Annotated in this window: 27 protein-coding genes and 1 pseudogene; 17 read left to right on the top strand and 11 right to left on the bottom strand. The window is 71.1% G+C overall.

The features are described 5' to 3' along the window. From ACLEQD_RS08970 to ACLEQD_RS09000, 7 genes are all read left to right on the top strand, one after another. On the top strand, positions 1–716 hold a 716-nt coding region (locus ACLEQD_RS08970; RefSeq protein WP_410383089.1), incomplete at its 5' end, for a DnaJ C-terminal domain-containing protein. A 79-nt stretch (positions 717–795) separates the two neighbouring features. Beyond that, positions 796–1,524 (top strand): HEAT repeat domain-containing protein, encoded by a 729-nt coding sequence (locus tag ACLEQD_RS08975; RefSeq protein ID WP_410383090.1) that lies wholly within the window; start codon positions 796–798, stop codon positions 1,522–1,524. Positions 1,525–1,667: 143 nt separating this feature from the next. Further along, a complete protein-coding gene (locus ACLEQD_RS08980) occupies positions 1,668–3,368 on the top strand; it encodes an ATP-binding protein (protein ID WP_410383091.1) in 1,701 nt (566 codons plus the stop codon). A 74-nt stretch (positions 3,369–3,442) separates the two neighbouring features. Further along, a complete protein-coding gene (gene argS / locus ACLEQD_RS08985; RefSeq protein ID WP_410383092.1) occupies positions 3,443–5,164 on the top strand; it encodes an arginine--tRNA ligase in 1,722 nt (573 codons plus the stop codon). 14 nt (positions 5,165–5,178) lie between these two features. After that, positions 5,179–7,734, top strand: a complete 2,556-nt coding sequence (locus ACLEQD_RS08990) for a 1-acyl-sn-glycerol-3-phosphate acyltransferase (protein ID WP_410383093.1) — start codon at positions 5,179–5,181, stop codon at positions 7,732–7,734. Between the two features lie 86 nt (positions 7,735–7,820). After that, positions 7,821–8,993, top strand: a complete 1,173-nt coding sequence (locus ACLEQD_RS08995) for a type II CAAX prenyl endopeptidase Rce1 family protein (protein WP_410383094.1) — start codon at positions 7,821–7,823, stop codon at positions 8,991–8,993. 72 nt (positions 8,994–9,065) lie between these two features. Next, a complete protein-coding gene (locus tag ACLEQD_RS09000) occupies positions 9,066–10,391 on the top strand; it encodes a PLP-dependent aminotransferase family protein (RefSeq protein ID WP_410383095.1) in 1,326 nt (441 codons plus the stop codon). A 32-nt stretch (positions 10,392–10,423) separates the two neighbouring features. Here the strand turns inward: ACLEQD_RS09000 and ACLEQD_RS09005 are convergent, their stop codons facing one another. The 3 genes and pseudogenes from ACLEQD_RS09005 to ACLEQD_RS09015 all read right to left on the bottom strand — a co-directional run bounded on the left by ACLEQD_RS09005 (position 10,424) and on the right by ACLEQD_RS09015 (position 13,242). Continuing rightward, a complete protein-coding gene (locus ACLEQD_RS09005; RefSeq protein ID WP_410383096.1) occupies positions 10,424–10,639 on the bottom strand; it encodes a DUF5818 domain-containing protein in 216 nt (71 codons plus the stop codon). Further along, a pseudogene (locus ACLEQD_RS09010) lies at positions 10,636–12,452 on the bottom strand (S8 family serine peptidase). The gene ACLEQD_RS09005 and the pseudogene ACLEQD_RS09010 overlap by 4 nt, the downstream one beginning before the upstream one ends. Before the next feature lie 73 nt (positions 12,453–12,525). Continuing rightward, positions 12,526–13,242 carry a serine aminopeptidase domain-containing protein gene (locus tag ACLEQD_RS09015; protein WP_410383097.1) on the bottom strand — a complete coding sequence of 239 codons (717 nt, stop codon included), beginning with the start codon at positions 13,240–13,242 and terminating at the stop codon, positions 12,526–12,528. 176 nt (positions 13,243–13,418) lie between these two features. Here ACLEQD_RS09015 and ACLEQD_RS09020 point away from each other — a divergent pair, with 176 nt between their 5' ends. The 3 genes from ACLEQD_RS09020 to ACLEQD_RS09030 are packed head-to-tail and all read left to right on the top strand — an operon-like array spanning position 13,419 to position 15,325. Further along, positions 13,419–14,357 carry a hypothetical protein gene (locus ACLEQD_RS09020; protein WP_410383098.1) on the top strand — a complete coding sequence of 313 codons (939 nt, stop codon included), beginning with the start codon at positions 13,419–13,421 and terminating at the stop codon, positions 14,355–14,357. Between the two features lie 36 nt (positions 14,358–14,393). After that, complete coding sequence (locus ACLEQD_RS09025; RefSeq protein ID WP_410383099.1) at positions 14,394–14,822, top strand: hypothetical protein; 429 nt, start codon at positions 14,394–14,396, stop codon at positions 14,820–14,822. Continuing rightward, entirely contained in the window at positions 14,819–15,325 is a 507-nt protein-coding gene (locus ACLEQD_RS09030; RefSeq protein ID WP_410383100.1) for a hypothetical protein, read from the top strand. Before ACLEQD_RS09025 ends, ACLEQD_RS09030 begins: the two co-directional genes overlap by 4 nt. 63 nt (positions 15,326–15,388) lie before the next feature. Here the strand turns inward: ACLEQD_RS09030 and ACLEQD_RS09035 are convergent, their stop codons facing one another. From ACLEQD_RS09035 to ACLEQD_RS09045, 3 genes are read right to left on the bottom strand one after another with little or no spacing between them, the layout of a single operon-like run. Then, positions 15,389–16,585 carry a class I SAM-dependent rRNA methyltransferase gene (locus ACLEQD_RS09035; RefSeq protein WP_410383101.1) on the bottom strand — a complete coding sequence of 399 codons (1,197 nt, stop codon included), beginning with the start codon at positions 16,583–16,585 and terminating at the stop codon, positions 15,389–15,391. Next, on the bottom strand, positions 16,582–17,421 hold the full coding sequence (locus ACLEQD_RS09040; protein WP_410383102.1) for an HAD-IIB family hydrolase: 840 nt from the start codon (positions 17,419–17,421) through the stop codon (positions 16,582–16,584). The genes ACLEQD_RS09035 and ACLEQD_RS09040 overlap by 4 nt, the downstream gene beginning before the upstream one ends. Continuing rightward, on the bottom strand, positions 17,418–18,560 hold the full coding sequence (locus ACLEQD_RS09045) for a hypothetical protein (protein ID WP_410383103.1): 1,143 nt from the start codon (positions 18,558–18,560) through the stop codon (positions 17,418–17,420). Before ACLEQD_RS09045 ends, ACLEQD_RS09040 begins: the two co-directional genes overlap by 4 nt. Before the next feature lie 88 nt (positions 18,561–18,648). On the opposite strand from ACLEQD_RS09045, the gene ACLEQD_RS09050 reads away from it, so the two are divergent. Genes ACLEQD_RS09050 through ACLEQD_RS09065 form a run of 4 tightly spaced genes read left to right on the top strand, consistent with a single transcriptional unit; the run spans position 18,649 to position 21,114 of the window. Beyond that, positions 18,649–19,590 carry a magnesium transporter CorA family protein gene (locus ACLEQD_RS09050; RefSeq protein ID WP_410383104.1) on the top strand — a complete coding sequence of 314 codons (942 nt, stop codon included), beginning with the start codon at positions 18,649–18,651 and terminating at the stop codon, positions 19,588–19,590. Between the two features lie 41 nt (positions 19,591–19,631). Then, on the top strand, positions 19,632–20,417 hold the full coding sequence (locus tag ACLEQD_RS09055) for an alpha/beta fold hydrolase (protein ID WP_410383105.1): 786 nt from the start codon (positions 19,632–19,634) through the stop codon (positions 20,415–20,417). A 34-nt stretch (positions 20,418–20,451) separates the two neighbouring features. Continuing rightward, complete coding sequence (locus ACLEQD_RS09060) at positions 20,452–20,721, top strand: peroxidase (protein WP_410383107.1); 270 nt, start codon at positions 20,452–20,454, stop codon at positions 20,719–20,721. A gap of 60 nt (positions 20,722–20,781) precedes the next feature. Continuing rightward, the gene (locus tag ACLEQD_RS09065; protein ID WP_410383108.1) at positions 20,782–21,114 is read left to right on the top strand and encodes a carboxymuconolactone decarboxylase family protein; all 333 of its coding nucleotides are present in this window, start codon (positions 20,782–20,784) and stop codon (positions 21,112–21,114) included. A 2-nt stretch (positions 21,115–21,116) separates the two neighbouring features. Here the strand turns inward: ACLEQD_RS09065 and ACLEQD_RS09070 are convergent, their stop codons facing one another. From ACLEQD_RS09070 to ACLEQD_RS09090, 5 genes are all read right to left on the bottom strand, one after another. Further along, positions 21,117–21,497 (bottom strand): hypothetical protein, encoded by a 381-nt coding sequence (locus ACLEQD_RS09070; protein WP_410383109.1) that lies wholly within the window; start codon positions 21,495–21,497, stop codon positions 21,117–21,119. 36 nt (positions 21,498–21,533) lie between these two features. Continuing rightward, positions 21,534–22,541, bottom strand: coding sequence for a dipeptidase (locus tag ACLEQD_RS09075; RefSeq protein WP_410383115.1), 1,008 nt, complete (start codon positions 22,539–22,541; stop codon positions 21,534–21,536). A 63-nt stretch (positions 22,542–22,604) separates the two neighbouring features. Beyond that, positions 22,605–23,132, bottom strand: coding sequence for a hypothetical protein (locus tag ACLEQD_RS09080; RefSeq protein WP_410383110.1), 528 nt, complete (start codon positions 23,130–23,132; stop codon positions 22,605–22,607). Positions 23,133–23,165: 33 nt separating this feature from the next. Further along, positions 23,166–23,738: a protein kinase gene (locus tag ACLEQD_RS09085; RefSeq protein ID WP_410383111.1), complete on the bottom strand. Its 573-nt coding sequence runs from the start codon at positions 23,736–23,738 to the stop codon at positions 23,166–23,168. Between the two features lie 220 nt (positions 23,739–23,958). Continuing rightward, positions 23,959–24,540, bottom strand: coding sequence for a hypothetical protein (locus ACLEQD_RS09090; RefSeq protein WP_410383112.1), 582 nt, complete (start codon positions 24,538–24,540; stop codon positions 23,959–23,961). 334 nt (positions 24,541–24,874) lie between these two features. Between ACLEQD_RS09090 and thiS the strand changes: the two genes are divergently transcribed. The 3 genes from thiS to ACLEQD_RS09105 form a co-directional block, all read left to right on the top strand. Next, entirely contained in the window at positions 24,875–25,078 is a 204-nt protein-coding gene (gene thiS / locus ACLEQD_RS09095; RefSeq protein ID WP_120530083.1) for a sulfur carrier protein ThiS, read from the top strand. Positions 25,079–25,104: 26 nt separating this feature from the next. After that, entirely contained in the window at positions 25,105–25,890 is a 786-nt protein-coding gene (locus ACLEQD_RS09100; protein WP_410383113.1) for a thiazole synthase, read from the top strand. Positions 25,891–25,892: 2 nt separating this feature from the next. Further along, positions 25,893–26,334: thiamine phosphate synthase (locus ACLEQD_RS09105; protein WP_410383114.1), on the top strand; the 442-nt coding region annotated here is incomplete at its 3' end.

Raw genomic sequence — 26,334 nt, forward strand, 5'->3', positions numbered from 1 at the left:
CGACCCGCGTGCAGGTGTCCCTCGCGGAGGCCGTCACCGGCACCGAGCGCACCCTGTCCCTCCAGCGCCCGGGCCGCTGCGCCAAGTGCCACGGAGAGGGCAACACGGGGAAGCTCGTGACGTGCCCCACGTGCAACGGCACGGGCCGGGCGCGCCGGGGCGGCGCCATGTTCGGCGGGTCCGGCGTGTGCCCCACCTGCCGCGGCAGCGGGAAGGCCCCAGAGCCCTGCTCGCAGTGCGGCGGCAGCGGCATCAAGGAGGAGACGACCCGGCTGACGGTGAAGATTCCGGCGGGCGTCGTCACCGGCTCCAAGGTGCGGCTTGCGGGCCAGGGCGCGGCGGGCCTCCAGGGGGGGCCTCCGGGGGACCTCTACATCGAGACGGAGGTGGCCGAGCACCCGCTGGTCCGCCGCGAGGGCGACGACCTCTACCTGGACCTGCCGGTGACGGTGTCCGAGGCCCTGCTGGGCGGCGAGGTGCGCGTGCCCACGTTCCAGGGCGAGGTCACGCTGAAGGTTCCGGCGGGTTCGCAATCCGGCCGGAAGATGCGCCTCAAGGGGCGCGGCGTCCCGTCACTCCGGGGAGGTACCCCGGGCGACATGTACCTGCTGCTCCAGGTGAAGGTCCCCGAGGAGGCCACGGACGAGGTCCGGGCCGCCGCGGAGACGCTGGCGCGGGCCTACCGGGGCGACGTGCGCCGGGAGCTTTCGTTGTAGTCGTCTTGCCTCTTGTCCTGGAAGGCGCACCGTCCTACATGGCGCCTCCACCTTCCGAATCCGGAGCGGGTACGTACCTATGGGTCTCTTCGATTTCCTCACGGGCGGCTCGGGCCCCGAAAAAGCCCTCAAGCTCAAGTCCAAGGTGACCCAGAAGTACGGGGAGCCGTCCACGCGGCAGAAGGCCCTGCAGCAGCTGGGGGAGATGAAGTACCCCGAGGCCGTCACGGTGCTGCTCAGCCGGTTCACCGTCACCGTGGACCCGCTCACCACCGACGCGGACGAGAAGGAGCACACCTTCGAGCTCATCAAGCACTTCGGCCAGGACGCCGTCGCGCCGGTGAGCGCCTTCCTCAAGACGAGCGATCAGGCCACGTCCTGGGCGCTGCGCATCCTCCAGGAGCTGCTCTCCGAGGACGCGCTCATGGGCGTCATCGCCGACACGCTCCAGCACCTGTCCTCCCGCTACACGCGCGACCCGGAGAAGAAGGTCGTGCTGCTCCACCACGTGCTGGGCAAGCAGGACCCGCGCGTGGCCCCGGCCGTCCTCCCCTTCCTGGAGGACATGTCCGACGACGTGAAGATCGCCGCCATCAACGTCCTGGGGCCCCTGAAGTACGAGCCGGCACGCGAGCCCCTGCTCCAGCTGCTCACCTCCGAGGACACCGCGCGCCGCGTGCAGACCGTGGCGCTGGCGGCCCTGGCGGAGAGCGGCTTCGGCGTGCAGGGCTACCAGGAGAAGGTGCAGGCCGCCCTCGTGGAGCCCTACAGCCTGGACAAGGACGGCCGCGTCCAGCGCCGCCCGTGAGCAGGCGCCCGGCCGTCCCCGGGATGTAGGCCCGGACGGCGGGGCGGGGAGGCTGTCGGACACCTGACACGCTCGGCGTTGGTGGAAGGCGCCGGGCTCCGGTGAGGTTCCCTCCCACGCGTGACATGAAGCAGGATTCACGCGTGCCATCGAAGAAGAAGGGTCCGCAGCTCGCAGAGGTGGTCCAGCTGCGCCCCGCCACCACCGCGAAGAAGGCTCCCCCGAAGCGGACGGCCAAGCCGCCTCCGCCCGTGGACACCGACACCGCCGCCCAGGCGTTGCTGGAGATGGGCCGGCAGCTCACCGACAACGCGGGCCCCACGGAGGCCCTGCGCGCGCAGCTGCAGACGCTCCACACGCTGCTCAAGCCCAAGGTCTGCTACGTCGCGCGCCACTTCCCGTCGCGCAACCAGCTGCACGTGGAGCACGTGCGCGGACGCTACGACGAGCGCGTCACCGCCGCCGTCCCGGGCGAGGGCGTGGTGGGCCGGTGCTTCACCGACAAGGTGCTCCTGCGCGAGGACGACACCGTCGCCGTGCCCCTGGAAGGGCCGCAGGGCGTGACGGGCGTGCTGGTGGTGCTGGGCGCGCGCCGCAAGGCGTCCGACGTCCTGATGCAGTCGCTGGCGTCGCAGCTCACCGCCGCCTACGAGGTGGCCCGGCTGCGCGACGACAGCGCCCGGCGCAACAAGGACCTGCAGACTGCCATCGCGGGCCTCAAGAGCCTGGAGCAGAACCGCGAGGAGCTGCTCGGCAACGTGTCCCACGACTTGAAGAACCCGCTCACCACCATCAAGGCCTACCTGGCCATGCTGGGCCGGGAGAAGCTGGGCGCGCTGACGGACGGTCAGCGCCGCGCGGTGCAGATCTGCGACCGCAACGCGGACCGGCTGCTCCAGCAGGTGAACGACCTGGTGCTGATGTCCCGGCTGTCGTCCGGGAAGATGCAGCTCAACCAGCGCCCCTTCGGCCTCAAGGCCGTGGCGGAAGAGGTGGTGCGCGGGCTGGGCGCCGTCGCGGAGCACAGCCGCGTGCGCGTGGTGATTCCCCCCTGCCCGGAGGTGTTCGTCCGCGGCGACCGCGAGCGCATCTCCGAGGCCATCCACAACCTCGTGGAGAACGGCATCCACCACAGCGAGACGGACGACGTCGTCGAGGTGAGCGTGTCGTCCAGCGAGGGCCTGGGCATCCTCACCGTGAAGGACTCCGGCCAGGGCATGACGGCCGAGGCGCTGGAGCACGTGTTCGACTCGTTCTACCGCGCGCAGCCGGGCATGCCCCGTCCGCCGGGCGCGGGCCTGGGCCTGCCGCTCGTCGCCAAGATCGTCGCGCTGCACGGCGGCCGCGTGGACGCGTCCAGCGTGCTGGGCGAGGGGAGCACGTTCCAGATGGTCCTGCCCCTGTTCGCGAGCGCCGTGAGCGTCCCGGACGTGAACCAGGCCGCGCCCAAGGCGGGCGGCATCCTCCTGGTGGAGGACGACGTGGACTGCCGCGAGGTGCTGGAGCAGGTGCTGGAGCAGGAGGGCTACCGGGTGATGGCCACGTCCGGCGCCGCCGAGGCGCGCTCCATCCTGTCCCACATCCGGCCGGCCATGGTGCTGCTGGACCTGCGGCTGTCCGGGGAGGACGGACGCTCCGTGCTGCACTACATCCGCACCACGGAGTCGCTGTCGGACGTGGTCGTCTACATCATCTCCGGCGCGAGCGACGTCGCGTCCCTCACCTCGGGTGAAGGGCCGGACCGCATCGACGGGTACTTCGAGAAGCCGCTGAAGCTGCCCAAGCTGCTGGACACCGTGGCCTCGGTGGTGCGCCCCAAGAGCCGCGGCCCCGCCGTGACCTGAACGACGCTCCGGCGCCTTCCCCACAGAAGAGGTGGCTGGAAGGCGCCCCGCCTTGGGTAGTATCCGCGCGGTCCATGAGCACTTCCGTCTATAGCCGCTACCGCGCAGCGTTCGCCCAGGCCCTGGCCGCGGCCCTGGGTGTCCCCGCCGCCGACATCGAGCCCCAGGTCAAGCCCGCGGACCCCGCGCACGGCGACCTGAGCTTCGCCACCTTCCCCCTCGCCAAGGCGCAGAAGAAGGCGCCCCCCGCCATCGCCGCGCAGCTCGCGCAGACGCTCCAGGTCCCGGGCCTGGAGGTGAAGGCCGTGGGCCCGTACGTCAACGCGCGCTTCCTCCCCCTCCCCTTCACCCAGGAGGTCATCGACGGCGTGCGCCTGGCGGGCGTGGCCTACGGCAGCGACGCGGAGGACGGCAAGGGCAAGACGGTGGTCATCGACTACTCGTCGCCCAACATCGCCAAGCCCATTGGCTTCCACCACATCCGCACCACGTTCCTGGGCCACTGCATCGCGAACCTGTACCGCGCGCTGGGCTGGCGCGTGGAGGGCATCAACTACCTGGGTGACTGGGGCAAGCAGTTCGGCCTGGTGGCCGTGGGCTTCCAGGAGTTCGGCAAGGAGGAGCTCCGGGAGGACATGGCGCACCTGGTCCAGGTGTACGTGCAGGCCAACAAGCGCGCCGGCGAGGACCCCGCCTTCGACGAGAAGGCCCGCGAGTTCTTCCGCCGCATGGAGGCGGGCGAGCCGGAGGCGATGAAGCTCTGGAACCAGTTCCGGGAGACGAGCCTCAAGGGCTTCAAGCGCGTCTACGCGCGCATGGGCATCGACTTCGAGCACATCGAGGGCGAGAGCCGCTACCAGGGCAAGATGGACGCGGTCATCGAGCAGATCGCGAAGAAGCCCGGCACGAAGGAGTCCCAGGGCGCCATCATCGTGGACATGCCCTACGCGGACGGCGAGCCGCCCGTGCTCCTCAAGAAGAACGACGGCAGCACGCTCTACGCCACGCGCGACCTGGCCGCCGCCGAGGACCGCTACGCGCGCTTCAACTTCGACAAGTCGCTCTACGTCGTCGCGCAGGACCAGGCGCTGCACTTCCGCCAGGTGTTCCGCACCCTGAAGGAGATGGGGCAGCCGTGGGCGGACAAGTGCGTGCACGTGCCGTTCGGCCGCATCCACGGCATGAGCACGCGCAAGGGCCAGGTGGTGGAGCTGGATCAGGTGCTGGACGAGGCGAAGGAGCGCGTGCTCCAGCGCGTGAAGGAGAACGTCGCGCAGGGCAACCTGGAGACGGCGGACGCGGACGCGCTGTCGGAGCAGATCGGCCTGGGCGCCATCGTCTTCGGCGACCTGAAGCACAACCGCGCCAGCGACTACACGTTCGACTGGGACGAGGTGACGAGCCTGGAGGGGCACACGGGGCCCTATCTCCAGTACGCGCACGCCCGGAGCGCGAACGTGCTGCGCAAGGGCGGCGGCGTGCCCACGGCGTATGACCCGGCGCTGCTCACGCTCCCGGAGGAGCAGGCCCTGGTGCGCGAGCTGATGCGGCTGCCGGACACGGTGAAGGCGGCGGCGGAGCAGTACGAGCCCAGCCTGGTGGCGCGGCTGCTCCTGGACGTGGCGGCGGCGTACAGCCGCTACTACACGGCCGGCAACAAGGACCGCGACAAGCGCATCCTCGTGGAGGGGAATGACGCGATGCGCGCGGCCCGGCTGGCGCTCACGGACGCGACGCGCATCACGCTGGCGGCGGGGCTCACCTTGCTGGGCATCCCGACGCCGGAAAACATGTAGCCTGGGGGGCTGCGATGGACACCGCGCTGGTGCAGACCGCGACGCAAGGAGAGGCCTTGAAGGAGGAATTCGGTCCCATGTCCCGGGTGCTCGGGGCACGGTACTTCGACGGGGTGCACTTCCCCCCCGAGGCCGAGAACGAGCTGCGCGCGCTCAGCGCCCGGGGCTTCGTGGTGCACGTCATGCGCACCACGGCGTGGATCAACTTCCTCTACCTCGCGTGGGCCATGGTCCGCCGGGCCATGCCGCCCATCCGCGCGGTGGTGAACCTGCGTCCGTGGTTCACCAAGCCCTGGCGCCAGACGGCGCAGGACGGCGCGGTGGAGGAGCGCTTCCGCTACGCCCGCGAGCAGGGCGGCAGCGGCCTGGTGTTCCTGCGCCGCACGGCGCTCCTGCACGCCTCTGGCAAGGAGACGCGCGAGGACCCCTTCCCCGAGCTGGTCCGGCTGGCGCGCGGCTCCGAGCGGCCGGTGTTCCTGGTGCCGGAGCTGTTCGTCTGGGAGAAGCGCGCCGCGAAGCTCAAGCCGGGCTGGCGCGACGTGGTGTTCGGAAGCCCCGAGGCGCCGGGCTTCGTGCACTCCATGGTGGCCTTCTTCCGCAACTACAAGCGCGCGCAGTTCCGCGTGGGAGAGCCCATCGACCTGCGCCGCTTCATCGAGGAGAACCCGGGCGTCAGCGACGAGGTGCTGGCGCGCAAGGTGCGCAGCACGCTGCACGTGTACCTGGCGCGTGAGACGCGCGCGGTGTTCGGCCCGCCGCAGAAGCCGACGGACCGGCTCATCGAGGAGACGCTGCGCGACCGGCAGCTGCGCAAGGTGCTGGACGAGCACGCCGCCGCCACGGGCCGCAAGCCCGCGAGCGTGCAGCGCGAGGCGAAGCGCAACCTGGAGGCCATCGCGGCCAGGCCCAACCCGTCCGTGCTGGCGCTCATCGCGCCGATGCTGGAGTGGGTGTTCAACCGCATCTACGACGGCATCGGCGTGGACGAGGCGGGCCTGCACCGCGCGCTCAAGGCCGCGGGCAAGGCGCCGGTGGTGCTCTGCCCCAGCCACAAGAGCCACGTGGACTACCTGGTGATGAGCTGGGTGCTCTGGAACCGGGGCTACACCGCGCCGCTGGTCGCCGCGGGCGCGAACCTGTCCTTCTGGCCGCTGGGCCCGCTGTTCCGCCGCTGCGGCGCGTTCTTCCTGCGCCGGTCGTTCAAGGGCGACAAGGTCTACGCCGCGTCCTTCAAGGCGTACATCAAGAAGCTGGTGCACGACGGCATCCACCAGGAGTTCTTCCCCGAGGGCGGACGCTCGCGCACGGGCAAGCTGCTCACGCCCAAGCTGGGCATGCTCACGTGGCAGGTGGAGGCGGTGCTGGACGGCGCGCGCAACGACCTCTACTTCGTGCCCGTCTCCATCGACTACGAGAAGGTGGTGGAGTCCGGCAGCTACTCCAAGGAGCTGGCCGGAGGGGAGAAGAAGCCGGAGGACCTGAAGGCCCTCTTGAGCACGCCCAAGGTGCTGGCGGCGCGCTACGGCCGCATCCACCTCACCTTCGACGAGCCGCTGTCGCTGGTGGAGTTCATGAAGGCGCGCGGCCTGTCGCCGCAGGAGCCGGTGACGGACGAGCAGAAGAAGGGCCTGGTGCGCGCACTGGGCAACCGCGTGATGTACGGCATCAGCAAGGTGTCCACCGTCACGCCGCACGCGCTGGTGAGCGCGTCGCTGCTGGCCCACCGCCGGCGCGGCCTCACCCAGCGGGAGCTCACGGACCGGATCAGCCTCTTGCGCCGCATCGCCTTCGAGGACGGCGCGCGGCTGTCGCACGAGCTGGCCAACGCGCCCAGCAACCCGGAGACGCTGGGCCCCATCCAGGACGCGATGCGCGAGTTCATCTCCGACGAGATGGTGCGCACGCAGGAGGCGCGCGGCGAGGTCAGCTACCAGGTGGAGGACGCGCGCCGCCCGGAGATGTCCTTCTACAAGAACACGCTGATGAACCTGGTGGCCGCCCGCAGCCTGGTGGCCAACGCGCTGCTCGCGGGCACGCCCGCGCCGTACGACACCGTGAAGGCCCGCGCGCTGTTCCTGTCGCGCCTCTTCAAGGTGGAGTTCATCTACCGGGTGGGCGCGTCGTTCGACACCATCTTCGCCGAGTGCCTGGACCGGCTCGTGCGCATGGGCCTGGTCATCCAGGAGGGCGACACGCTCACGCGCGCGCCGGAGGCCCACGCGCAGCCGGACCTGGAGTTCCTCGCGGACCTGCTGCGCGACTTCCTGGAGGCCTACTTGCTGGCCGCCATGACGTTGCCGGACGTGGCCGCGGGCGTGGCCACCGACCGCAAGACGTTCGTCAAGCTGGCGCTGGAGACGGGGCGCGGCGAGTACAACGCCGGCCGCATCACCGCCGCCGAGTCGCTGGCGAAGACGACGCTGGAGAACGCGGTGGAGTACCTGTTGGATCAGCGCATCCTCGTGGAAGAGGACAAGAAGCTGCGGCTGGGCGACCCGGCCGCGGCGGCGGAGCTGCCCCGGAAGAACCCGCTCGCGGAGCAGATCCGCGGCTATCTCCACCGGGCCTGAAAGCAGCGCGGCCCCCAGCGCCTCGAAGCGAACGCGGCACCCCACCCCTCTTCCGCCTGGCGGACAGGGGGGCAGGAGACGACACGGTGGACGAAGCCTCCCCTTCCAGCGACCCGCGGCCGGCGGAGGCCCCCGCGCCGCTGTCGCCGCCCCACCCCGTGCTCGCCGCGGCCCTGGCCTTCGGCCTCTTCGTGACGCTGGGGGCGCTGACGCAGCTGCTCAACCCCGCCTTCGGCGTGTGGTTCACGGAGGTGTTCCTCTTCCTGGGCCTCGCGTGGATCATGCTGCGCCGCTCGGGGTACCGGCCCGCCGCGTACGTGGGCCTCACGCCCTTCCTGGGCCCTGCCGCGCTGTTCGGCTTCCTGCTGGGCGTGGCCAACTTCTTCGCCGTGGTGGTGCCCGTGCAGTTCCTCGCGCAGCGGGTGGCCCCCGCGTGGCTGCGCGAGCTGTTCGACGCCTCGCGCCTCTTCGAGGGCCAGACGCCGGTGGAGCTGGCGCTGCTGCTGGGCGGCGTGTCCGTGGCCGCGCCGCTGTGCGAGGAGATCTTCTTCCGCGGCCTCTTCCAGCGGGCCCTGACGCCGCCCGCTCCGGCCTCGCCGTGGCGGGCGTTGATCATCACGTCGGTGGTGTTCAGCGCGTTCCACCTGGATCCGGTGGGCTTCCTCGCGCGGGCGGAGCTGGGGCTGCTGTTCGGCTGGCTCTTCCTGCGCACCGGCTCGCTGTGGCCGGGCATCGCGGCGCACGCGGCCAACAACATCGTGTCGTCGGTGCTGTTCCTCGTCGCCACGCACTCGGGGCTCGCGAAGGACGGGGCGGCGGACGACGTGACGGACTGGCGCGCCGTGCTGGGGCTGGCGCTCGTGGGGTGGACGGCGCTGCTGGGCCTGCGCGCCGCGTCCCGGCACTTCCCCTCGGTCTGGGGACGCGGAACCCTGCCCGATGACGCCGCGGTGCGCGCCACGAAGCCCGTGCCCCTCTTCGCCGTGCAGCTGCTGCCCTGGGTGACGGTGGCCACGCTGTCCCTGGTGGCCCTGGGGCTGCTGGATGGGCGCGGCGTGTCGCTGAGCGTCTACGACGTCCAGCACCCGGTGGAGCCGCTGGGCAAGGACGCGGCTCCGGCGCTCCAGGCCGAGCGCAAGGCCCTGCGACAGCTTCGCGCCGCCGCGCGCCGGGGCGACGTGCCCATGGAGGCCTACGAGGAGGAGCGGCTCCGGCAGTCGGAGGCACATGGCCCCGGCAAGGGCAAGCCCCGCCGCTGAGGGGCGAAGGACGGCGATTCCCGGGGGGCCCTGGCACTGGTGGGCCAGGGCCTTCTATCGTCCCCGCCCGCCATGCTCACCCCCGACCATCTGCACGCTTCGCTGGCCGATCCGCTCCTGGACGTGATGAACTTCCTGAACGAGATCGCGATCCGCTTCCCGGCGGCGATCTCCTTCGCGCCCGGCAGGCCGAACGAGAAGTTCTACGACGCCCGGCAGATCGCCACGTACCTGGACGCCTACCAGCGCTACCTGCGCGAGGAGCGGGGCCTCAGCGAGGCGAAGGTCACCAGCCTCCTGTTCCAGTACGGCCGGACCAACGGCCACATCGGAGAGCTGCTCGCGCGGATGCTGGAGAAGGACGAGGGCATCCGCGTGGCGCCGGAGTCCATCGTCGTCACCGTCGGTTGCCAGGAGGGCATGTTCCTCTCCCTGCGCGCGCTGTTCTCCCAGCCGGAGGACGTGCTGCTGGTGGGCCTGCCCTGCTACATCGGCATCACCGGCGCGGCGCGGCTGCTGGACATCACGGTGGCCCCGGTGCCGGAGCGCGAGGACGGGCTGGACCTGGACGCGCTCGAGGCGAAGGTCCTGGCGCTGCGCGCGGAGGGCAAGCGGCCCCGCGCGCTCTACCTCGTGGCGGACTTCGCCAACCCGTCCGGCCGCAGCCTCCCGGAGGCGTCACGCCAGCGCCTGCTGGAGCTCGCCGCGCGCGAGCAGTTCCTCATCCTGGAGGACAACCCCTACGGCTTCTTCTCGCGCGAGGGCTCGCGCAAGCCCACCCTCAAGTCGATGGATGAGCACCAGCAGGTCATCTACCTGGGCTCGTTCTCCAAGTCCGCGTTCCCCGGCCTGCGCCTGGGCTACGCCGTGGTGGATCAACGCGTCACGGGCCAGGACGGCAAGACGCAGCTGCTCGCGGACGCGTTCTCCAAGATCAAGAGCCTGCTGACCGTGAACACGTCGTCGCTGTGCCAGGCCATCGTGGGCGGCATGCTGGTGCTCAACGACGGCGGGCTCCTGGAGGCGAACCAGGCGGCCATCCGCTTCTACAAGGACAACATGGACGCGACGCTCCAGGCGCTGGAGCGCTACTTCCCCCGGAGCGAGGCCTGGGCGCGCGACGTGACGTGGAACGTGCCGGACGGGGGCTTCTTCCTCGTCATGAAGCTCCCCATCGAAGCGGACGAGGCGCTGCTGGAGGAATCCGCGCGCGACTTCCAGGTGCTCTGGACGCCCATGCGCTACTTCTACCTGGGCGAAGGCGGCGAGCACGAGCTGCGGCTGTCGTGCAGCTACCTCACGCCGGAGCAGATCGACGTGGGCATCTCCCGCCTGGCCCGCCACCTCCAGAAGGCCGTGACGGAGCGGCCGTCGGCGCGGCGGGCCCTCGCGGGGTGAGGCCCCCGAGGGGCGCTCACCCCGGGCGCCCTTCAGTCCGCCGTGTACGAGGTGACGTGGAACACCGGCCCCACCATGGCGGCGGTGACGGCGTCGCGCTGGAGGTCGCCCTCGGCGGAGATGCGCTGACCGTCCTTCTTGATCTTCCGGTCGCCGCCCGCCAGCTGGTACGTCCGGCCGTCGTCGGCCTTCAGGACCCACACGCCGCCCTCCAGGTCCTGGTACCGCACCGTGCCGGAGAGCTTCATGCGTCCTCCCGCTTGAGCATCGCGCGAGCGATGACGAGGCACACCACCGTGTTGAAGCCCAGCCACGGCTTCGCCAGGAAGGTGAAGGGCATCCACGCCAGCGCCGGAGCGCCCACCCACGCCGCGTAGGCCAGGAAGCCCGCGAAGCCCAACGCCAGGCCGCCCACCGCCGGCCGGAAGCCCCGCCACGCGATGGCCGGCAGCGACAGCACCAGGGGGATGAGCGCGCTGTAGAACAGCGGGTTCACCGTGCCGCGGCCGAAGATGATGCGCTGCCAGTCCGGGATGGCAGCGACGCCACGCTCACCACGTCCTGGGCCGCGCCCGCCGCGCCCGCGAACCACGTGCGCAGGAAGAAGAAGCCCACCGTGGAGAGGACCAGCGGCACGAGGAACGCCGGGCGGAAGAACACGTTGAGGTAGCCCGGACGCTCGCGGCCGCGCAGCGTGAGCAGCACCAGCGCGAGCAGCGCCGCGGCCCAGGCCAGCGGCTGCCACCGGGGAGCGGCGCCCTTGTTGAAGGCCTGCAGCGACGCGCTGGCGTTGAGGACGCCGTGGCCGTACTCCTCCGACCAGGCCTGGTTCTCCGTCGCCTTCGCGCCGGCGTAGAGCGCCTGCTCCACCTCGTCCGGCGTGGTGGCGCCCGCGCCGTAGAGCATGGCGGCGACGGCGGCCACGTGCGGGGCGGCCATGCTGGTGCCCTGGTACCAGGCGTAGATGGAGCGCGACGGGTCGCGCGGGTCGATGGTGTTCTGCAGGATGCCGCCGGAGTCGCCCTGGCGCTTGTCACCCCCGGGCGCCGCGATGTCCAGCTCCCTGCCGTAGGATGAGTACGGCGCGCGCGTGCCGGACGGGCCCACCGCGCTCACCGCCACCGCGCCCGGGTACGCCGCGGGGAACTCCACCCGGCCGCGCCCGGTGTTGCCCGCCGCGGCCACCACGGTGACGCCCTTCTTGCGCGCGTAGTCCACCGCGCTGGCCATGACCTGCGAGTACAGGCCCCCGCCCAGCGACATGTTGATGACCTTCGCGTCGTGGTCCGCCGCGAAGCGGATGGCGTCCGCGATGTCCGCGGAGGTGCCGCTGCCGAAGTGGTTCAGCACCTTGAGGGGCATCAACGTCGCGTCGAACGCCACGCCCGCCACGCCCTCGCCGTTGTTGGTGGCCTGCGCGATGGTGCCCGCCACGTGCGTGCCGTGGCCGTGGTCGTCGTTGGCGTGCTCGTCGTCGTTGACGAAGTCATAGCCCTTCACGAACGACACGCCCTTCAGGTCCGGCACCTGCTTGAAGTCGTCGTGGTCCTCGTAGGCGATGCCCGTGTCGATGACCGCCACCACCACGCCCTTGCCCCGGTTGCCGTCCCAGGCCTTCGGCATGTCGATCATCCGGAGGTTCCACTGGGCTTCGTACCGGGGGTCGTTCGGCGTGTAGCTGGTGCGAAGCTGCATCAGCGGCTCGGCGGACTCCACCGCCGGGTTCTGGCGGATGCGCTGGAGCACGTCCTCCACGTCGTCCACGCCCACCGCCAGCGTGACGCCCGTCTCGGGGCCCTCCAGGGAGTTGAACTCCAGGTCCACGCCCCACGCCTGCTCCCAGGCGTCGAACTGTTCCTTCGTGGTGCCGTCCTTGAAGTCCACCACGATGGCGCCGGACACCACGTCATCCGAGCCCTGCGCCACCGCCTGGGCCACCTCCGCCTCCGCGGCCGCCAGGTCCTGCCCGGCCGGGGCCTCCGGCTCCCGCGACGCGGAAGCACACGCCGAGGCCGACAGGGCCAGCGCCGCGAGAACCACGTTCCATCGCCTCATCCGCATCGGGACACTCCTTGAACGAAGACGCCTCGAAGACCCACTACGAACGCACGGCGGGACGATTGGGTCTGCCTCTTCAGTCTGTCCGCCCCCCGGCCGGCCGTGCAAGGCGCCGGGGATGAAGAAACGTGAAGAAGTCCAACGGTTTGCACGCCCCCGCCCTACCCGCCCGCCAGCCGCTGGAGCCACGCCGCCGCCGCCCGGCCACCTGGGGAAGGTTGCGATGGAAGGTCGCCCCGGCATCGTCGATGACCTCTAAATCGCCCCCGGCCTCGGCGACAGCGGCGGCCAGCGCCGCCCGGGCACCCGGTGTCCTCCGCCCGACAATCACCAGCAGCGGACACGAAAGTCTCACGAGCGACAGCGGGTCCACGTCCGGCGCCACCAGACACAGTCCGCCCACCGCCGGGTGCCGCTCCTGGAGCGCCAGCGCCACCCGGGCCCCGCCGTGCAGCGACGCCACCGCGAGCGAGGACGTGCCCGCGTTCTCCAGCGCCACCCGCATCGCGGCCTCCGCGTCCTCCACCAGCGCCCCGCCGGTGCCCCGGACGCCCTGGCTGGCCCCCACGCCCCGGTGATTGAAGCGCAGGGTGGGGAAGCCCGCCCGCGCCACCGCGAAGGCCACCTCCGCCGCCACGACGTGATCCATCCCGCCCCCCTCCTCCGGCCGGGGCGGCAGGATGAGCAGCGGCGGCGACTTCTGGCCCCGGTGCACCGTGCCCTCCATCACCGCGCCGTCCGGGCCCACGGGGATGAGCGTGGAGCGCTCCAGGAACTGACCTTTCTGGACCATGCCCCCACCTTAACCGCCCCCTCCCGTCCCACCCCGGCCAGATGCCTGCAACGCAGCGCGTTGCACACATTCCGTCACCTGCTCGCAACTTTTCGGCGCTTCGGGTGAGAATGGATCAACGCAGCAAGCCTTCCCTTCCCCCTTCAAAAATCCGCAAACCGCAGGAGCCTCAAGCCATGGGAACCATCGGGCGCACCTCCAACAACAACATCGCGCGCACCACGACGACGGGGACGACCACCCCTGCCCCCGTGGCCAGGCCGGCCACCCCGGTCACGGCGAAGCCGGCCAACACGGTGAAGGACGGCTTCGACGCGCGCGCGACGAACAGCGCGGTGCGCACCGCGGCCCCCGCGGCCGTGTTCACCGCCCCGGCGGGCGCGAAGGACAAGGCCTATGACGGCAAGATCATGGGCAAGGGCGGCCAGGCGTTCGACGCGAGCACCCCGCTGAGCCAGATCCCGGCCTACGAGCCCGCGGGCGGCGTGAAGCACCCCGGCACCATCATCTACGTGAACGGGATGATGACGGACAAGGCGGGCCAGGAGACCACGATGCAGGCCATCGCGGACAAGACGGGCCAGAAGACCATCGGCATCCACAACTCCACCGAGGGCTTCTTCAAGGACCTGGGCCAGTGCGTCACGGACAAGCTGGACAAGGGCAAGAACCCGGCCGTGGATACGCTGGCGGACTCGCTCTACAACGAGCTGAAGGCCGGCCGTGACGTGCACCTGATGGCGCACAGCCAGGGTGGCCTCATCACCAGCCGCGCGCTGAACGACGTGGCCAAGCGGCTGCGCATCGAAGACGGGATGTCCCCCGCGCAGGTGCAGGAGAAGCTGGGCAAGGTCTCCGTGGAGACCTTCGGCGCCGCGGCGGCGACCTACCCGGACGGCCCCAAGTACGTCCACTACGTCAACGACAAGGACCCCGTGCCGGGCCTCTTCGGTCTGGGCACCAGCGGCAAGGGCCCCCTGGACCTGCTCAAGCACGCGGGCAAGGACGCGAAGATCCGCTACTTCTCCGAGAAGAGCATCTTCTCCGGCGCGCACAACATCAACGACACGTACCTCAACCAGCGCGTCCCGTTCGACCAGGCCCGCGCCGGCTAGTTCTCATCCGGAATCGGGGCTGGTATGACTGCACGTATGACGCTCGAAGAAGCCCAGCGACTGGTGCAGTCATTCATCCGGGCCCACGGAGGCGATGCGCAGGCCTCCGGGCTGAACGCGAAGGGATTTGGCGGCGCCGCGCTTGGCGACGCACAGGTCTACTTCGAGCATGTGAAGGACACGGGGGCGCTGAAGTGCAGCGCCCTCATCTACCGCTTCCGCGACGCGCCCCGGCCGGGCGTCATCGACGGCTTCCGTGACGAAGAGAAGAAGGGCACGGACGCCGGCGGCGGCAAGGTGGACTACGAGACCGAGAACAAGTCCCTCTTCCTGAGCCGCACGTACGGCGTGGTGCCGTCGGAGCAGCAGTTCAAGGAAGACGTCGACCGGCTCGTGGAAGCCAGCCTCGTGTGGGGCGACGAGGTGTTCAACCGCGTCGCGGACCGCGTCATCCCCGCGAAGTGATCAGCTCCTTTACCAGCAAGCTGCAGTGGCTCCTGTCCACCATGGGCATGGCGCGTCCGGCGCCGCCCGCGGGCGGACCGATGACGCGCGACGCGGCCCGGCAACTGGTGAAGTGGTACCTCCAGTCCCAGGGCGCCGGCGTCAGCGAAGGCCTCAACGAACAGGGACTGGGCGGCATGCTCAACGGCGAGGGCCAGTACGCCTTCGAGCACGTCGAGTCCCCGCCCGCGCTCAAGTGCAGCGCGCTCATCTACCGGTTCCGTGAGCCGCCCAAGCCCGGCATCATCGAGGGCTTCCAGCAGCAGCAGGAGGAGGGCACGGACACCGGCGGCGGCAACGTCGACTTCGAGCCCGGCAGCGGCAGCCTCTTCCTGACCCGCACCTACGAAGTCGTGCCGGACGGCCGCGAGTTCACCCGCGACCTGGACCGGCTGGGCAAGGCCAGCGTCGTCTGGGGCAAGGACGTGCTGGACCGCGTGGCCCACAAGGTCTTCGGCACCTGAGCGGCTCCCGTGCCTCCTGGAGGCGCGCCTCATGACAGGCGCGCCCCGGGTCCGGGCGGTCCGCTACACCGACTGCATCACGTAGAACTTGAGGTACTTCCCTTCCGGGAACTGCAGGCGCACGGGGTGGTCCGGCGGCTGGTAGCGCTCCTCCACCAGCGCCAGGTCCACGCCGGCCTTGAAGCCCGCCTCGCGCACGGCGCCCATGAACATGTCCCCCGTCACGCGCGCGGAGCACGACGCGGTGGCCAGCAGGCCGCCGGGACGCAAGAGCGCCAGGGCCTGCCGGTTGAGCGACGCGTAGCCGTCCACGGCCGCCTCCACCGCGCGCTGGCTCTTCGCGAACGCGGGCGGGTCCAGGATGATGAGGTCGAACGTGCGCCCCTCCTCCTTGAACGACTGGATGAGCGCGAACACGTCCGCCGCCAGGAAGTCGTGCTTCGCCGCCGGCAGCCCGTTGCGGGTGAAGTTCTCCCGCGCCAGGGCGATGGCCTCCGGGTCCTGATCCACGGAGAAGACGCTGTTGGCGCCGCCCAGCGCCGCGTTCACGGAGAAGCCGCCGCTGAAGCTGAAGCAGTTGAGCACGTCCCTCCCCTGCCCCAGCCGGCGGATGAGGTGGCGGTTCTCCCGCTGATCCAGGAAGAACCCCGTCTTCTGCCCCTTCCACGCGTCCACCAGGAAGATGGCGCCGCGCTCGCGGATGGGGATGAGCTCCGGGGCCTCCTCGCCCCACAGCATCTTCCCGCTGCCGCGCCCGTCGTCCTCCTCCACGTCGTCGCGCCCCACCTCGTCACGGCCGAGGATGCCCTTGAGGCCCGGGACGCCCGCCTTCAGCGCCTCCACGATGAGGGGGCGGTAGGGGGTGAGGCCCGCGGAGTACAGCTTCATCACCGCCCAGCCCGCGTACAGGTCCACCACCACGCCGGGCAGGCCGTCGCCCTCGCCGTGGATGAGGCGGTAGCTGTCCGTGTCCTTCAGGTCGATGAGCGCCGTGCGCGCGGCCAGGGCGCGCTGCACGCGCTGGGTGATGAAGCGCGCGTCCACCGTCTCGCGCGAGTCGCGCGTGAGCACGCGCACCGCGATGGCCGAGTGCGGGTCGTAGTACCCGCGCGCGACGAACTTCCCGTTCTCCGTCAGGTCCACCACGCTGCCGGCGGGGATGCGCGGCAGGTGCTCCAGGGCCTTGCGGAACACCCACGGGTGCCCCGCGCGCAGGTGACGCCCCAGGCCCCGGGCCAGCTCCAGCTTCACGACATTCACGTTGAAACTCCTCGACTGCGGACCGTCCGGCGGCGGGCGAGGAGGGCACGCGCCAGCTCCTCGAAGCCCCGCCCCTCGGGCGCCCGGGTGATGAAGGCCGGCGGCGCTTCAATGCGGTCCAGCACCGCGCGCACGTTGGCCACGCCCACGCCCAGCTTGAACGCCTGGAACATCGGAGCGTCGTTGAAAGAATCCCCCGCGTAGACGTACCGGCCGTCCGCGGGCTCCAGCTTCTCGCCCCACGCCACCCTGGCGAAACGCCGCGACGCGGAGAGCTTGTCGAAGCGGCCCAGCCAGCAGTTGACGTGGACGGACGAACGCACCGCCGTCACGCCCCGCGCCCGCAGCAGCGACTCGATGCGGGACGCGCCCGCGTCGCCCAGCCGGGCCTCCTCGTTGTAGTCCACGGCGAGGTCCACTTCCGTGTAGCGGCTGTCCACGGACAGGCGCGCGCCGGGCACCTGGGCGAGCACGCGCTGGACCTCCTTCTCCAGGCGCTGGCGGTTCGCCACGCGCCGGGCCGGCGGCTCCAGGTACACCTTGCGCAGCTTCCCCCTGGCGTCCTTGAGGAAGAACAGCCCGCCGTTCTCCACGATGACGCCGTCCACGGGGAGCTGCCGGGCCCACGCCTCGCCCCACCCCGCCGGCCGGCCGCTCACCAGCACCACGCGCAGGCCGGACGCGGACAGCTGCTCCAGGGCGCGCACCGTCTGGCTGCGCAGCTTGTGGCCCGTCGTCAGCGTGCCGTCCACGTCGGTGAAGACGCCCTGCACGCCGGACAGGTCCGCCTGCCGCAGGGGGCGCGGCTCCGCGACCTTCGCCCTGACGGCCGTCACATCACGTCCAGTTGCGCGAGCTGGGCCTGGAAGGACTCGATGGTGGAGAGCAGCTCCGGGCCCGTGAGCGTGGCGAGCTTCAGCTTGCGCGCCTTGCGCAGGAACGCGTCCATGGTCGCGTCCCGGCCATAGAGCGACTGCGCGCTGGCCGCGGCCTCCGCCAGCGCCTTGGCGGACGCGACGGGGTCCTTCTTCGACTGGGACAGCGCGCGCTCCAGGCGCACGCCGCACGCGGCCCACACCTCGCGGTCGTGGAGGACGAGCAGTTGGCGCTGGTTCACCGCGGACAGGCTCCGCACCAGCGCGTCCAGCCCTTCCGTCACCGCCAGCAGCCGCGCCTGCTCCGGGGCGGACTCGAGCGCGAGCGCGCCAATCTCCGCGCGGGCCTCGACGATGTGGCGCTTGTCCTGCGCGCGCAGGTTCCGGTACGCGGCGGTGCGGCCGAAGGCGTCCAGCTCCGTCTGGAGCTGCTGCGCGTTCCACAGCACCTCCTCCGGCTTCGCGTCACGCACCTTGTTGAGCCGCGCCGCGACGATGCGCGACAGGTCGGACGTGATGGCGCGCACGGTGACGGCCGCCTTCACCTCCGCCTCGTAGCCGGGCACCACCTGGGCGCGCGACACCTCGCCGAAGGTGCTCGCGGACTCGAAGACGAGCTGGCTCATCTGTTCGCGGTATTCGGACCGGAAGCGCTGGATCTCCGCCAGCAGCTGCCAGCGGTCGCTCACCACGGACGGGTTGCGCATGGCCTCGCCCAGCTGGGTGATGCTCTGGGCCAGCCTCGCCATGCCCTCCTGGAGCATGCCGGGCACGTCCCCGGGGCCCTTGCTGGACGCGGACGCCTGGGGCGCGCCGGGGAACTGCTCCCGGATGACGTTGAGCAGCGCGTTGACGTCCATCACCGTGTCGCGGATGACGGGCGCCATCTCCTCCCAGAGCGACAGGTCGGGGCTGGCGTCGACGACGGGCGTCTCGTACTTCACCAGGTCCAGGTCGCTCAGCCGGGAGATGGCCTGGGCCGCGGCGAGATACACCGCGCGCAGCCGGGCCGCGAAGGCGCGGTCGGGCAGCGACTGGAGGATTTGTTCGAGCCTCGGGGTCAGGGAGGCCGGCGGGGGATTCTCGGCGGCAGCGGACACGTTGCCCCCACTCTACCGCTCGACATCGCGTCCGGGGAGTTCTAGCAAGCGTCCCAGGCCCGACAGGTGGGCCGGGGAGTCCACGAAAATGATCCAGGTCTGTCTCTGGGAGGACGGCAGGGCTGTCTCGGGGGGTGAGGAGCTGCTCGACCGGCCGGGGCCCAAGTGGATCGACGTCCTGGAGCCGAACGCGGAGGTGATGGGCCGGCTGGCCGAGCGCTTCCAGCTGCACCGCCTGGCGGTGGAGGACTGCCTGCACCTGGACCAGCGGCCCAAGCTGGAGGAGTACCCGCACCACCAGTTCATCGTGATGCAGGGCTTCAGCTGCGGGTCGGACGTCACGGAGCTCACGCTGCACGAGCAGCACTTCTTCCTCGCGCAGGACTGGCTCATCAGCGTGCACGCGCTGAAGCTGCCCAGCCATGAGGCCGTCGTGCGGCGCGTGCGGGACGACCCCGCCGGCACGCTGGGCCGGGGCGTGGACGTCATCCTCTACATGCTCACGGACGCGCTCGTGGACGCGCAGTTCCCCATCATGGACGACTTCAGCGACCGGCTGGACGACCTGGAGGACGCCATCTTCGCCCAGCCGGAGCCGGAGCAACTCCAGCGCATCTTCCAGCTCAAGCGCGCGCTGGTGACGCTGCGCCGCGTGCTGTCCCCGCAGCGGGACGTGGTGGGCATGCTGTCGCGCCGGGGCATCCCGCAGATTCAGGAGAAGACGACGCTGTACTTCCGCGACGTCTACGACCACCTCGTCCGGCTGTACGAGCAGATCGACTCCAGCCGCGACGTGGTGGGCAACGTGATGGACGGCTACCTGTCCATGGTGGCCAACCGCACCAACGACATCAGCAAGCAGCTCACCATCTTCGCCACCCTCTTCCTGCCCCTGTCCTTCATCGTGGGGTTCTTCGGGCAGAACTTCGAACAGTTGACGCACCCGGGCTGGTACGCCGCCATGTGGGTGACCATGGTGGGCTTCCCCGTGGGGCTGGTGGGCTGGTTCAAGTACAAGAAGTGGATCTGACGCCGCACCCGGACGGCCTCGGGGGTCCGGGGGGAGGACGCATGCTGACGGTCGCCGTGAATGGGATTCCGCTGCACTACCGGGACGTGGGCCAGGGGCTGCCGGTGCTGCTCCTGCACGCCTTCCCGCTGGATGGCTCCGCGTTCGACCGGCAGGTGGCCGCGCTGTCCGGGCGCTACCGCTTCCTCGTGCCGGACCTGCGCGGCTTCGGGCAGAGCCGGCGGGGCGAAGGCCCCACGGAGATGCGGATGCTGGCGCAGGACGCGCTCGCGCTGCTGGACGCGCTGAACATCGACGCGGCGGTGGTGGGCGGCGTGTCCATGGGTGGCTACGCGGCCCTGGCGCTCCTGCGCGAGGACCCGGGCCGGGTGCGCGGGCTGGTGCTGGCGGACACGCAGTGCACCGCGGACGACGCCGCCGGGCGGGACAAGCGCGAGGCCACCGCCCAGCAGGCGCTGAAGGAAGGCACCGCGTCCGTCGTCCAGGGGCTGGTCCCCAAGCTGGTCCACGCGGGGCCGGAGTCCCCCGTGGGCCGCGAGGTGACGACGCTGGGACTGGCCGCGTCGCCGGAGTCCATCGCCGCCGCACAGCGGGGCATGGGGCTGCGGCTGGACAGCAAGGACCTGCTCGCGCGCTACGCGGGGCCCGCGCTCGTCGTGGTGGGCGAGCACGACGCCGTGACGCCCCTGGCGAAGGCGAAGCAGATGGCGGACCTGGTGCAGGGCGCGCGGCTGGAGGTCATCCCCGGCGCGGCGCACCTGCCCAACCAGGAACAGCCGGAGGCCTTCAACACGGTGCTGGACAGCTTCCTCGCGTCGCTGGCCTGATGGCCGTCCCCGTCCAAAGCCAGGGAAGTGCGCGATGAGGAAGTCCCCCGCCCCGGAAGCCATGTACCTGCCCGACGTCGAGTCGCACGCGTCCGACGGGCACTACGGGAAGCTGATCGCCATGGCCCGGGCCGGGGGCATGACGCCGCCGGGCATCTGGCACCTGTTCGCGTTCAAGCCGCGCATGACGGACGCGCTGTCCGCCTTCACCCACGAGGTGATGCGCGGCCCGTCCCCGCTGTCCGCCGGGCTGCGGGAGCTCATCGCCGCGTACACGTCGCGGCGCAACGCCTGCGTGTTTTGAACGGGCTCCCACGCCGCGGTCGCGGCGGAACTGCTGGGCGGCACGGAGCGCGTCCAGGCGGTGCTGGACGACGTGAGGACGGCCCCCATCCCGGAGGCCGAGAAGGCGCTGTTCGCCTTCGTGGACCAACTCAACGACGCGCCCGGAGACGTGCGCCGCGAGGACGTGGAGCGCCTGAAGGCGGCCGGCTGGACGGACGAGGCCGTCTACGACGCGGTCTCCGTCTGCGCGCTGTTCAACTTCTACAACCGGTGGATTGACGGCACCGGCGTCCAGGGCCTCTCACCGGCCCTGTACGAGCGGTCCGCGAAGCGCATGGCCGCGGGCGGCTACCTGCCCGCGCCGCCCCCCGGCTCGCCACCGCCCTCCTCCAGCGGGGAACCGGAGCGCTGAAGTCACGGCTGGCAGACGGCCTGACCGTCCTGCACGGCGCACGACGAGCAAGCCGCCGTCTTCACCAGCACGCCCTGCTGGCACGTGAGGAGCGCGGTGCTGTCCGGGCTGCACACGCCCTTGCCCTCCGCGTCCGTGGCGCACCCGTCGTTCTCCTGGTTGAGGGACGTGTCGCACCGCACGCTGTCCGCCAGCTCGCGGCACCCCAGCGGCCCCCGGCACGCCAGCGGACGCCAGGTGCCGTTGCGGCACTCCAGCGCCTGCGCGTCGTCCTGGCACACGTAGTCGCCGCCGTCACACGAGTCGCCCGAGCCCGGCCCGCCACAGCCGGAGAGGAGGAGGAGACCGACGAGGGACAGGAGCGCGAGGGGGAGACGGTTCATGGGTGCCGGGGACTCTTTTCGAGAGGTATTTCGCTGTCAACCGCCGCCTAGCGTCTCGCGGAAGTAACGCCGGAAGTTGCCACCCATCACACGTTCCACCCAGGACTCCGGGTGTCGTTTGAGCAGCGCCTCCGTGAGGCGGGGCAGGTCCGTCACGTCCCGCATGCCCCGGGGCAGCGCCACCATGCCGTCGTAGTCCGAGCCCACGCCCACCCCCTCCTCCCCCATCACGTCCACCGCGTGCTCCACGTGGCGGACCACGTCGTCCCACGTGTCGCCGCCCAGGTACACCGGCGCCAGGATGATGCCCACCACGCCGCCGCGCCGGGCGATGGTGCGCAGCGCCGCGTCGGACAGGTTGCGCCAGCCGCCGCCCGCCTCGCGCACGCCGGTGTGCGAACAGAAGTAGCGCACCGTGGGGTGCGCGAAGAGGTCCGTGAGCGTCTGCTCGGAGGCGTGCGCCACGTCCACGCTCAGCCCCAGGCGGGCCATCTCCTCCATCACCTGGTGCCCCAGCGGCGTCAGCCCCCGGTTGCCCATCATGGGAAAGGAGGACCCGCCCAGGTCGTTGTTGGACAGGTGCGTGAGCCCCATGAAGCGCACGCCGCGCCGGTGCAGCTCCGCGAGCCGCTCCACCTGGCCTTCAATCGCGTGGCCGCCCTCCACGCCCAGCACCGCCGACAGCCGCCCGTTCGCGAGGTTGTCCTCCAGCCCCGCCCCGGTGGTGGCGACGCGCACGGTGTCCCCGGAGCGGGCGCAGAAGGCGTCCAGCCTTTCAATCTGCCAGAGCGCTCGGGACCACTCGCCGCCGCGCGCCTCGCGGGGCCACTTGCGCCACGCGGCGAACAGCGGGAAGCCGCCAATGAACGGGAAGCCCCGGGTCACCAGCGTGAAGCACTGCAGCTTCACCCCCGCCTCGCGCAGGCGGGGGAAGTCCACGTGCCCCTCCGTCGACCGCTCGCACAGGTCGCGGTTCCACATCAGCGAATCCGCGTGCCCGTCCGCGATGCACCAGCGGCGGTGCAGCTCCTTCACGTCACCCATGCCAGCAGTCTTCGCCACGGCCTCCCGCGATGACAAGCACCCCGGGGTGTCCGGAAGGAGGGCTCACGTCCAGTCCGCGCCGTCGTCGTCGCAGCCGTCCCAGAGGTCGTCCTCCAGCGGGAGCCCCGCCTCCGCCTCTCCCAGGGGACCCACGAGCGCGTCGGTGCGCACCTCCGCCACCTCGCGCAGCGCTTCAGCGGGGCCATAGGACCGTCCTGAAGCGCTCAGCAGGCCCCGGAGCGCGTCCCGCAGCTCCGCGCCCGTCTGGAAGCGCAGGTCGCGGTCGCGCTGGAGCGCCCGCTGGAGCACCGCCCGCATGCCCGGCGACAGGTCCCGGGTGGCCTGCTCCACGTGCGTCGGCGTCAGGCACGCCATGCGCGCGGCCATCAGGGGCGCGGGGAGCCAGCTGGGCGTCTCCGCGCACAGCCCGCGCGTCCCGGGCAGGGGCTGGGCCTGCTGCGCGGCGCGCTCCACGTCCTCCAGGTCCAGCAGGTGCAGGCCGGTGAGCAGCTCCAGGAGCACCATGCCCAGGGAGAACAGGTCCGCGCGGCCATCCAGCGGCTGGCCCCTCCAGCGCCTCCGGCGAGGCATAGGCCACGTCCCCGCGCACGAGCCCCGGCTCCGTCACCACGCGCCCGGGCACCGCGACCACGCGAGCGCGAAGTCCGACAGCCGCGCCCGCCCGTGCACGTCCACGCGCACGGAGCGGGGGCTGACGTCGCGGTGCACCACCCCCACGGGCAGGCCGCGCGCGTCCTCCAGCGCATGGGCGTGGTGGAGCGCGTCCGCCACCTCCGCCCCCACGTACGCGGCGAACGCCTCCGAGAAGGGCCGCCGCCGCAGCGCCGCGAAGCTGGACAGCGTCTCCAGGCACGGCCCGTCCACGTACTCCGTCACCAGGTGGGGCGCCCCGTCGTGCACCCGCACCAGGTACACCGGCGCGATGGCCGGGTGGGACAGCCGCATGAGCAGCTTCACCTCCTCGCGCAGCCGCGCCCGCGCCACGTCATCCGTCACGTCGCGCAGGCGCTTGATGAGCACCAGTCCGCCCGGCGTGCGCGCGTAGTGCCGGCGGGCGAGCAGCAGCTCCCCTCCGGCGCGCGACCCCAGGTAGCGCACCAGCTCATAGGACGTGGCCCCGGTGGAGAAGAGGATGAAGGGCCGGGACGCGGAATACGCGGGGGGATGGGTGGCCATCGTGGCTGACGCTCCTGACTCGGAAAAGCCCTTCCCGGGGTGGGAAGGCATGAGGAAGTCCTCACGCCCGCGTCCTACCACCCGGGTCAGACATCCCCATCCGACCCCACCGGGTGTTTCCCCGACTAAAAAGGAAACGGCCCCCACCGCGAGGGTGGGAGCCGCCGCCTTCAAGTATTTCCCCAGTCCGTGGAGGACAGGTGCGCGTGAGGCGCGGGGATTACTTGTCCATCTTCTTCACGGGCGCCACCAGGGTGACGTCGCGAGCGACCAGGTCCTTGCCGTCCATCACGTAGGAGGCGCGCACCTGCGAGCCTTCCTGGATGTCGTCCAGCTTCACCGCGCGGTTGGAGTTGTCCATCATGGCGGTCTTGTCGTTGGTCTTGATCTTCAGCTCCTTGTTGCTGCTGGAGTCCACCAGCGTCAGCGTGTCGCCGGACGTGGACAGCACGCGGCCGTTGACGGTGGTCGCGGCGGCGGCGGTGCCGGCCATGCCGGAGCCGCCCTCGGCCAGGTCCTCATTGCGGTTGGCCCGGGCCTCCGCCAGGTCCTTCTCCTCTTCGCGGACCTCCTGGTTGGCGCTGGCGATCTTGTCGTTCGCGTCCTGGCGCGCCTCCGCGACGTCCTCGCTGGCGTCTTCCCGCGCCGACGCCACCTCCTGCCCCAGGTCCTGACGGGCCTCCGCCGTCTCCTGCGCCGCTTCCTGACGGGCCTCGGCGACGTCCTCGCGCTGCTCCTGGACGTTATCCTGCTTGCAGCCGGTGACCATCGTCAGCCCCGCCACCGCCGTGACCGCAATCATGAGCTTCCGCATGTGACTGCTCCCTGTGAGTGTGTTCTGAAGCCGGTGGTTTTTGTTCCCCGGCGTTGGGCAGAAACTGGTCGCTGCCCCCGTACCTGAACAGCGCTTGTCGCCACGGGGGGACATGCGCAGGGGCAGGCTGCGCATGAGGCAGGGCCTGTTCCCCTGCCTGCTGAGGAAGCGGAACAAAACGCATCCGGGCGCGAAAAATCCGTCCTGGCGCGCTGTAGCAGGGCTGTTGCGTGGGGGAGGCCGTGCGTTGACAGGGCAGAACCGCCCTTGTACTGGCACCGGCGGGTCCCGTCCGAAGGGGGCCGGAAGGAGCCGTGAGGCCGTGAACGTGTGGGTCAACGGAGAAGCGCGGACGCTGCCGGAGGGCAGCACCCTTTCGTCCCTGCTGGCGCTGCTGGAGTTGGGCAGCGGCCCGGGGGTGGCGGTGGAGGTGAACGCGGAGGTGGTGCGCCGCGCCCGTCACCCCGAGCACCGGCTCCAGGACGGGGACCGGGTGGAGATCGTCACCTTCGTGGGTGGCGGGTGAGCGCAGGCCCTGGAGAGGAGACGGTCATGAGCGGCATCGCGGACAAGCCTTTCACGCTGGCGGGGGTGACGTTCACCTCGCGGCTCATCGTCGGGACGGGGAAGTACCCCAGCCACGAGGTGATGAAGCAGTGCCACGAAGCGTCGGGCGCGCAGCTCGTCACGGTGGCGGTGCGGCGGTTGGATTTGAAGGCGACGGGCGAGGCGTCGCTGATGAACTGGATCGACCGCAACAAGATGCGCCTCCTGCCCAACACGGCGCTCTGCTACACGGCGGAGGACGCGGTGCGCACGTGCCGCCTGGCGGAAGAGCTGGGCATGAGCAAGTGGGTGAAGCTGGAGGTGCTGGGCGACGAGAAGACGCTCTACCCCGACGTCGAGGAGACGGTGAAGGCGGCGCGCATCCTGGTGAAGGAGGGCTTCACGGTGCTGCCCTACACCAGCGACGACCCCATCACGGCGCGCAAGCTGGAGGACGCGGGCTGCGCGGCGGTGATGCCGCTGGCGGCGCCCATCGGCAGCGGGCTGGGCATCCGCAACCCGCACAACCTGCGGCTCATCCGCGAGGTGGTGAAGGTGCCGGTCATCGTGGACGCGGGCGTGGGCACGGCCTCCGACGCGGCCATCGCGATGGAGCTGGGCGTGGACGCGCTGCTCATGAACACCGCCATCGCGGGCGCGAAGGATCCGGTGCGCATGGCCGTGGCGATGAAGAAGGCGGTGGAGGCCGGCCGCGACGCGTTCCTGGCGGGGCGCATCCCGCGCAAGGCGTATGGCTCCGCGTCCAGCCCCATCGAAGGGCTCGTGGAGTAGCGGTGCCCGCCCTGCCCCGCCTCGTGGTCATCACGGACTGGCGGCTGCCCCGGGCGCGGCTGTTGACCGCGCTGGAGCGGGCGCTGGAGGCGGGGCCGGAGGTCGCCGTGCAGCACCGTCATCCGGAGGCCTCCGGGCGGGTGTTCCTGGAGGAGGCGCGGCTTCTGGCGGAGGTGTGCCGGGGCCGGGCGCTGTTCGTGAACGGGCGGCTGGATGTCGCGCTGCTCGTGGGCGCGCACCTGCACCTGCCGGCGTCGGGCCCCTCGCCCCGCGACGTGCGCCCGTTCCTGCCGGAGGGCCGGCTCGTGAGCGTGGCGGTGCACGACGCGCGCGAGGCTGAAGCCGCGGTGGGGGCGGACCTGGCGCTGGTGAGCCCCGTGTTCGCGCCTGGCTCCAAGCCGGGGGATACGCGCGACACGCTGGGGCCGCGGGGGTTCCGGGGGC

This window comes from Corallococcus sp. 4LFB (assembly GCF_046520365.1).
GTDB lineage: Bacteria > Myxococcota > Myxococcia > Myxococcales > Myxococcaceae > Corallococcus > Corallococcus caeni.

Coding starts and splice junctions, on each gene's coding strand:
- ACLEQD_RS08975 (WP_410383090.1), top strand. CDS start 796: ATGGGTCTCTTCGATTTCCTCACGGGCGGCTCGGGCCCCGAAAAAGCC.
- ACLEQD_RS09080 (WP_410383110.1), bottom strand. CDS start 23,132: ATGCCTCGCCGGAGGCGCTGGAGGGGCCAGCCGCTGGATGGCCGCGCG.
- ACLEQD_RS09100 (WP_410383113.1), top strand. CDS start 25,105: ATGAGCGGCATCGCGGACAAGCCTTTCACGCTGGCGGGGGTGACGTTC.
- ACLEQD_RS09090 (WP_410383112.1), bottom strand. CDS start 24,540: ATGATTGCGGTCACGGCGGTGGCGGGGCTGACGATGGTCACCGGCTGC.
- ACLEQD_RS09050 (WP_410383104.1), top strand. CDS start 18,649: ATGATCCAGGTCTGTCTCTGGGAGGACGGCAGGGCTGTCTCGGGGGGT.
- argS (WP_410383092.1), top strand. CDS start 3,443: ATGAGCACTTCCGTCTATAGCCGCTACCGCGCAGCGTTCGCCCAGGCC.
- ACLEQD_RS08990 (WP_410383093.1), top strand. CDS start 5,179: ATGGACACCGCGCTGGTGCAGACCGCGACGCAAGGAGAGGCCTTGAAG.
- ACLEQD_RS09085 (WP_410383111.1), bottom strand. CDS start 23,738: ATGGCCACCCATCCCCCCGCGTATTCCGCGTCCCGGCCCTTCATCCTC.
- ACLEQD_RS09075 (WP_410383115.1), bottom strand. CDS start 22,541: ATGGGTGACGTGAAGGAGCTGCACCGCCGCTGGTGCATCGCGGACGGG.
- ACLEQD_RS09020 (WP_410383098.1), top strand. CDS start 13,419: ATGGGAACCATCGGGCGCACCTCCAACAACAACATCGCGCGCACCACG.
- ACLEQD_RS09060 (WP_410383107.1), top strand. CDS start 20,452: ATGAGGAAGTCCCCCGCCCCGGAAGCCATGTACCTGCCCGACGTCGAG.
- ACLEQD_RS09005 (WP_410383096.1), bottom strand. CDS start 10,639: ATGAAGCTCTCCGGCACGGTGCGGTACCAGGACCTGGAGGGCGGCGTG.
- ACLEQD_RS09055 (WP_410383105.1), top strand. CDS start 19,632: ATGCTGACGGTCGCCGTGAATGGGATTCCGCTGCACTACCGGGACGTG.
- ACLEQD_RS09070 (WP_410383109.1), bottom strand. CDS start 21,497: ATGAACCGTCTCCCCCTCGCGCTCCTGTCCCTCGTCGGTCTCCTCCTC.
- ACLEQD_RS09015 (WP_410383097.1), bottom strand. CDS start 13,242: ATGGTCCAGAAAGGTCAGTTCCTGGAGCGCTCCACGCTCATCCCCGTG.
- ACLEQD_RS09025 (WP_410383099.1), top strand. CDS start 14,394: ATGACGCTCGAAGAAGCCCAGCGACTGGTGCAGTCATTCATCCGGGCC.
- ACLEQD_RS09000 (WP_410383095.1), top strand. CDS start 9,066: ATGCTCACCCCCGACCATCTGCACGCTTCGCTGGCCGATCCGCTCCTG.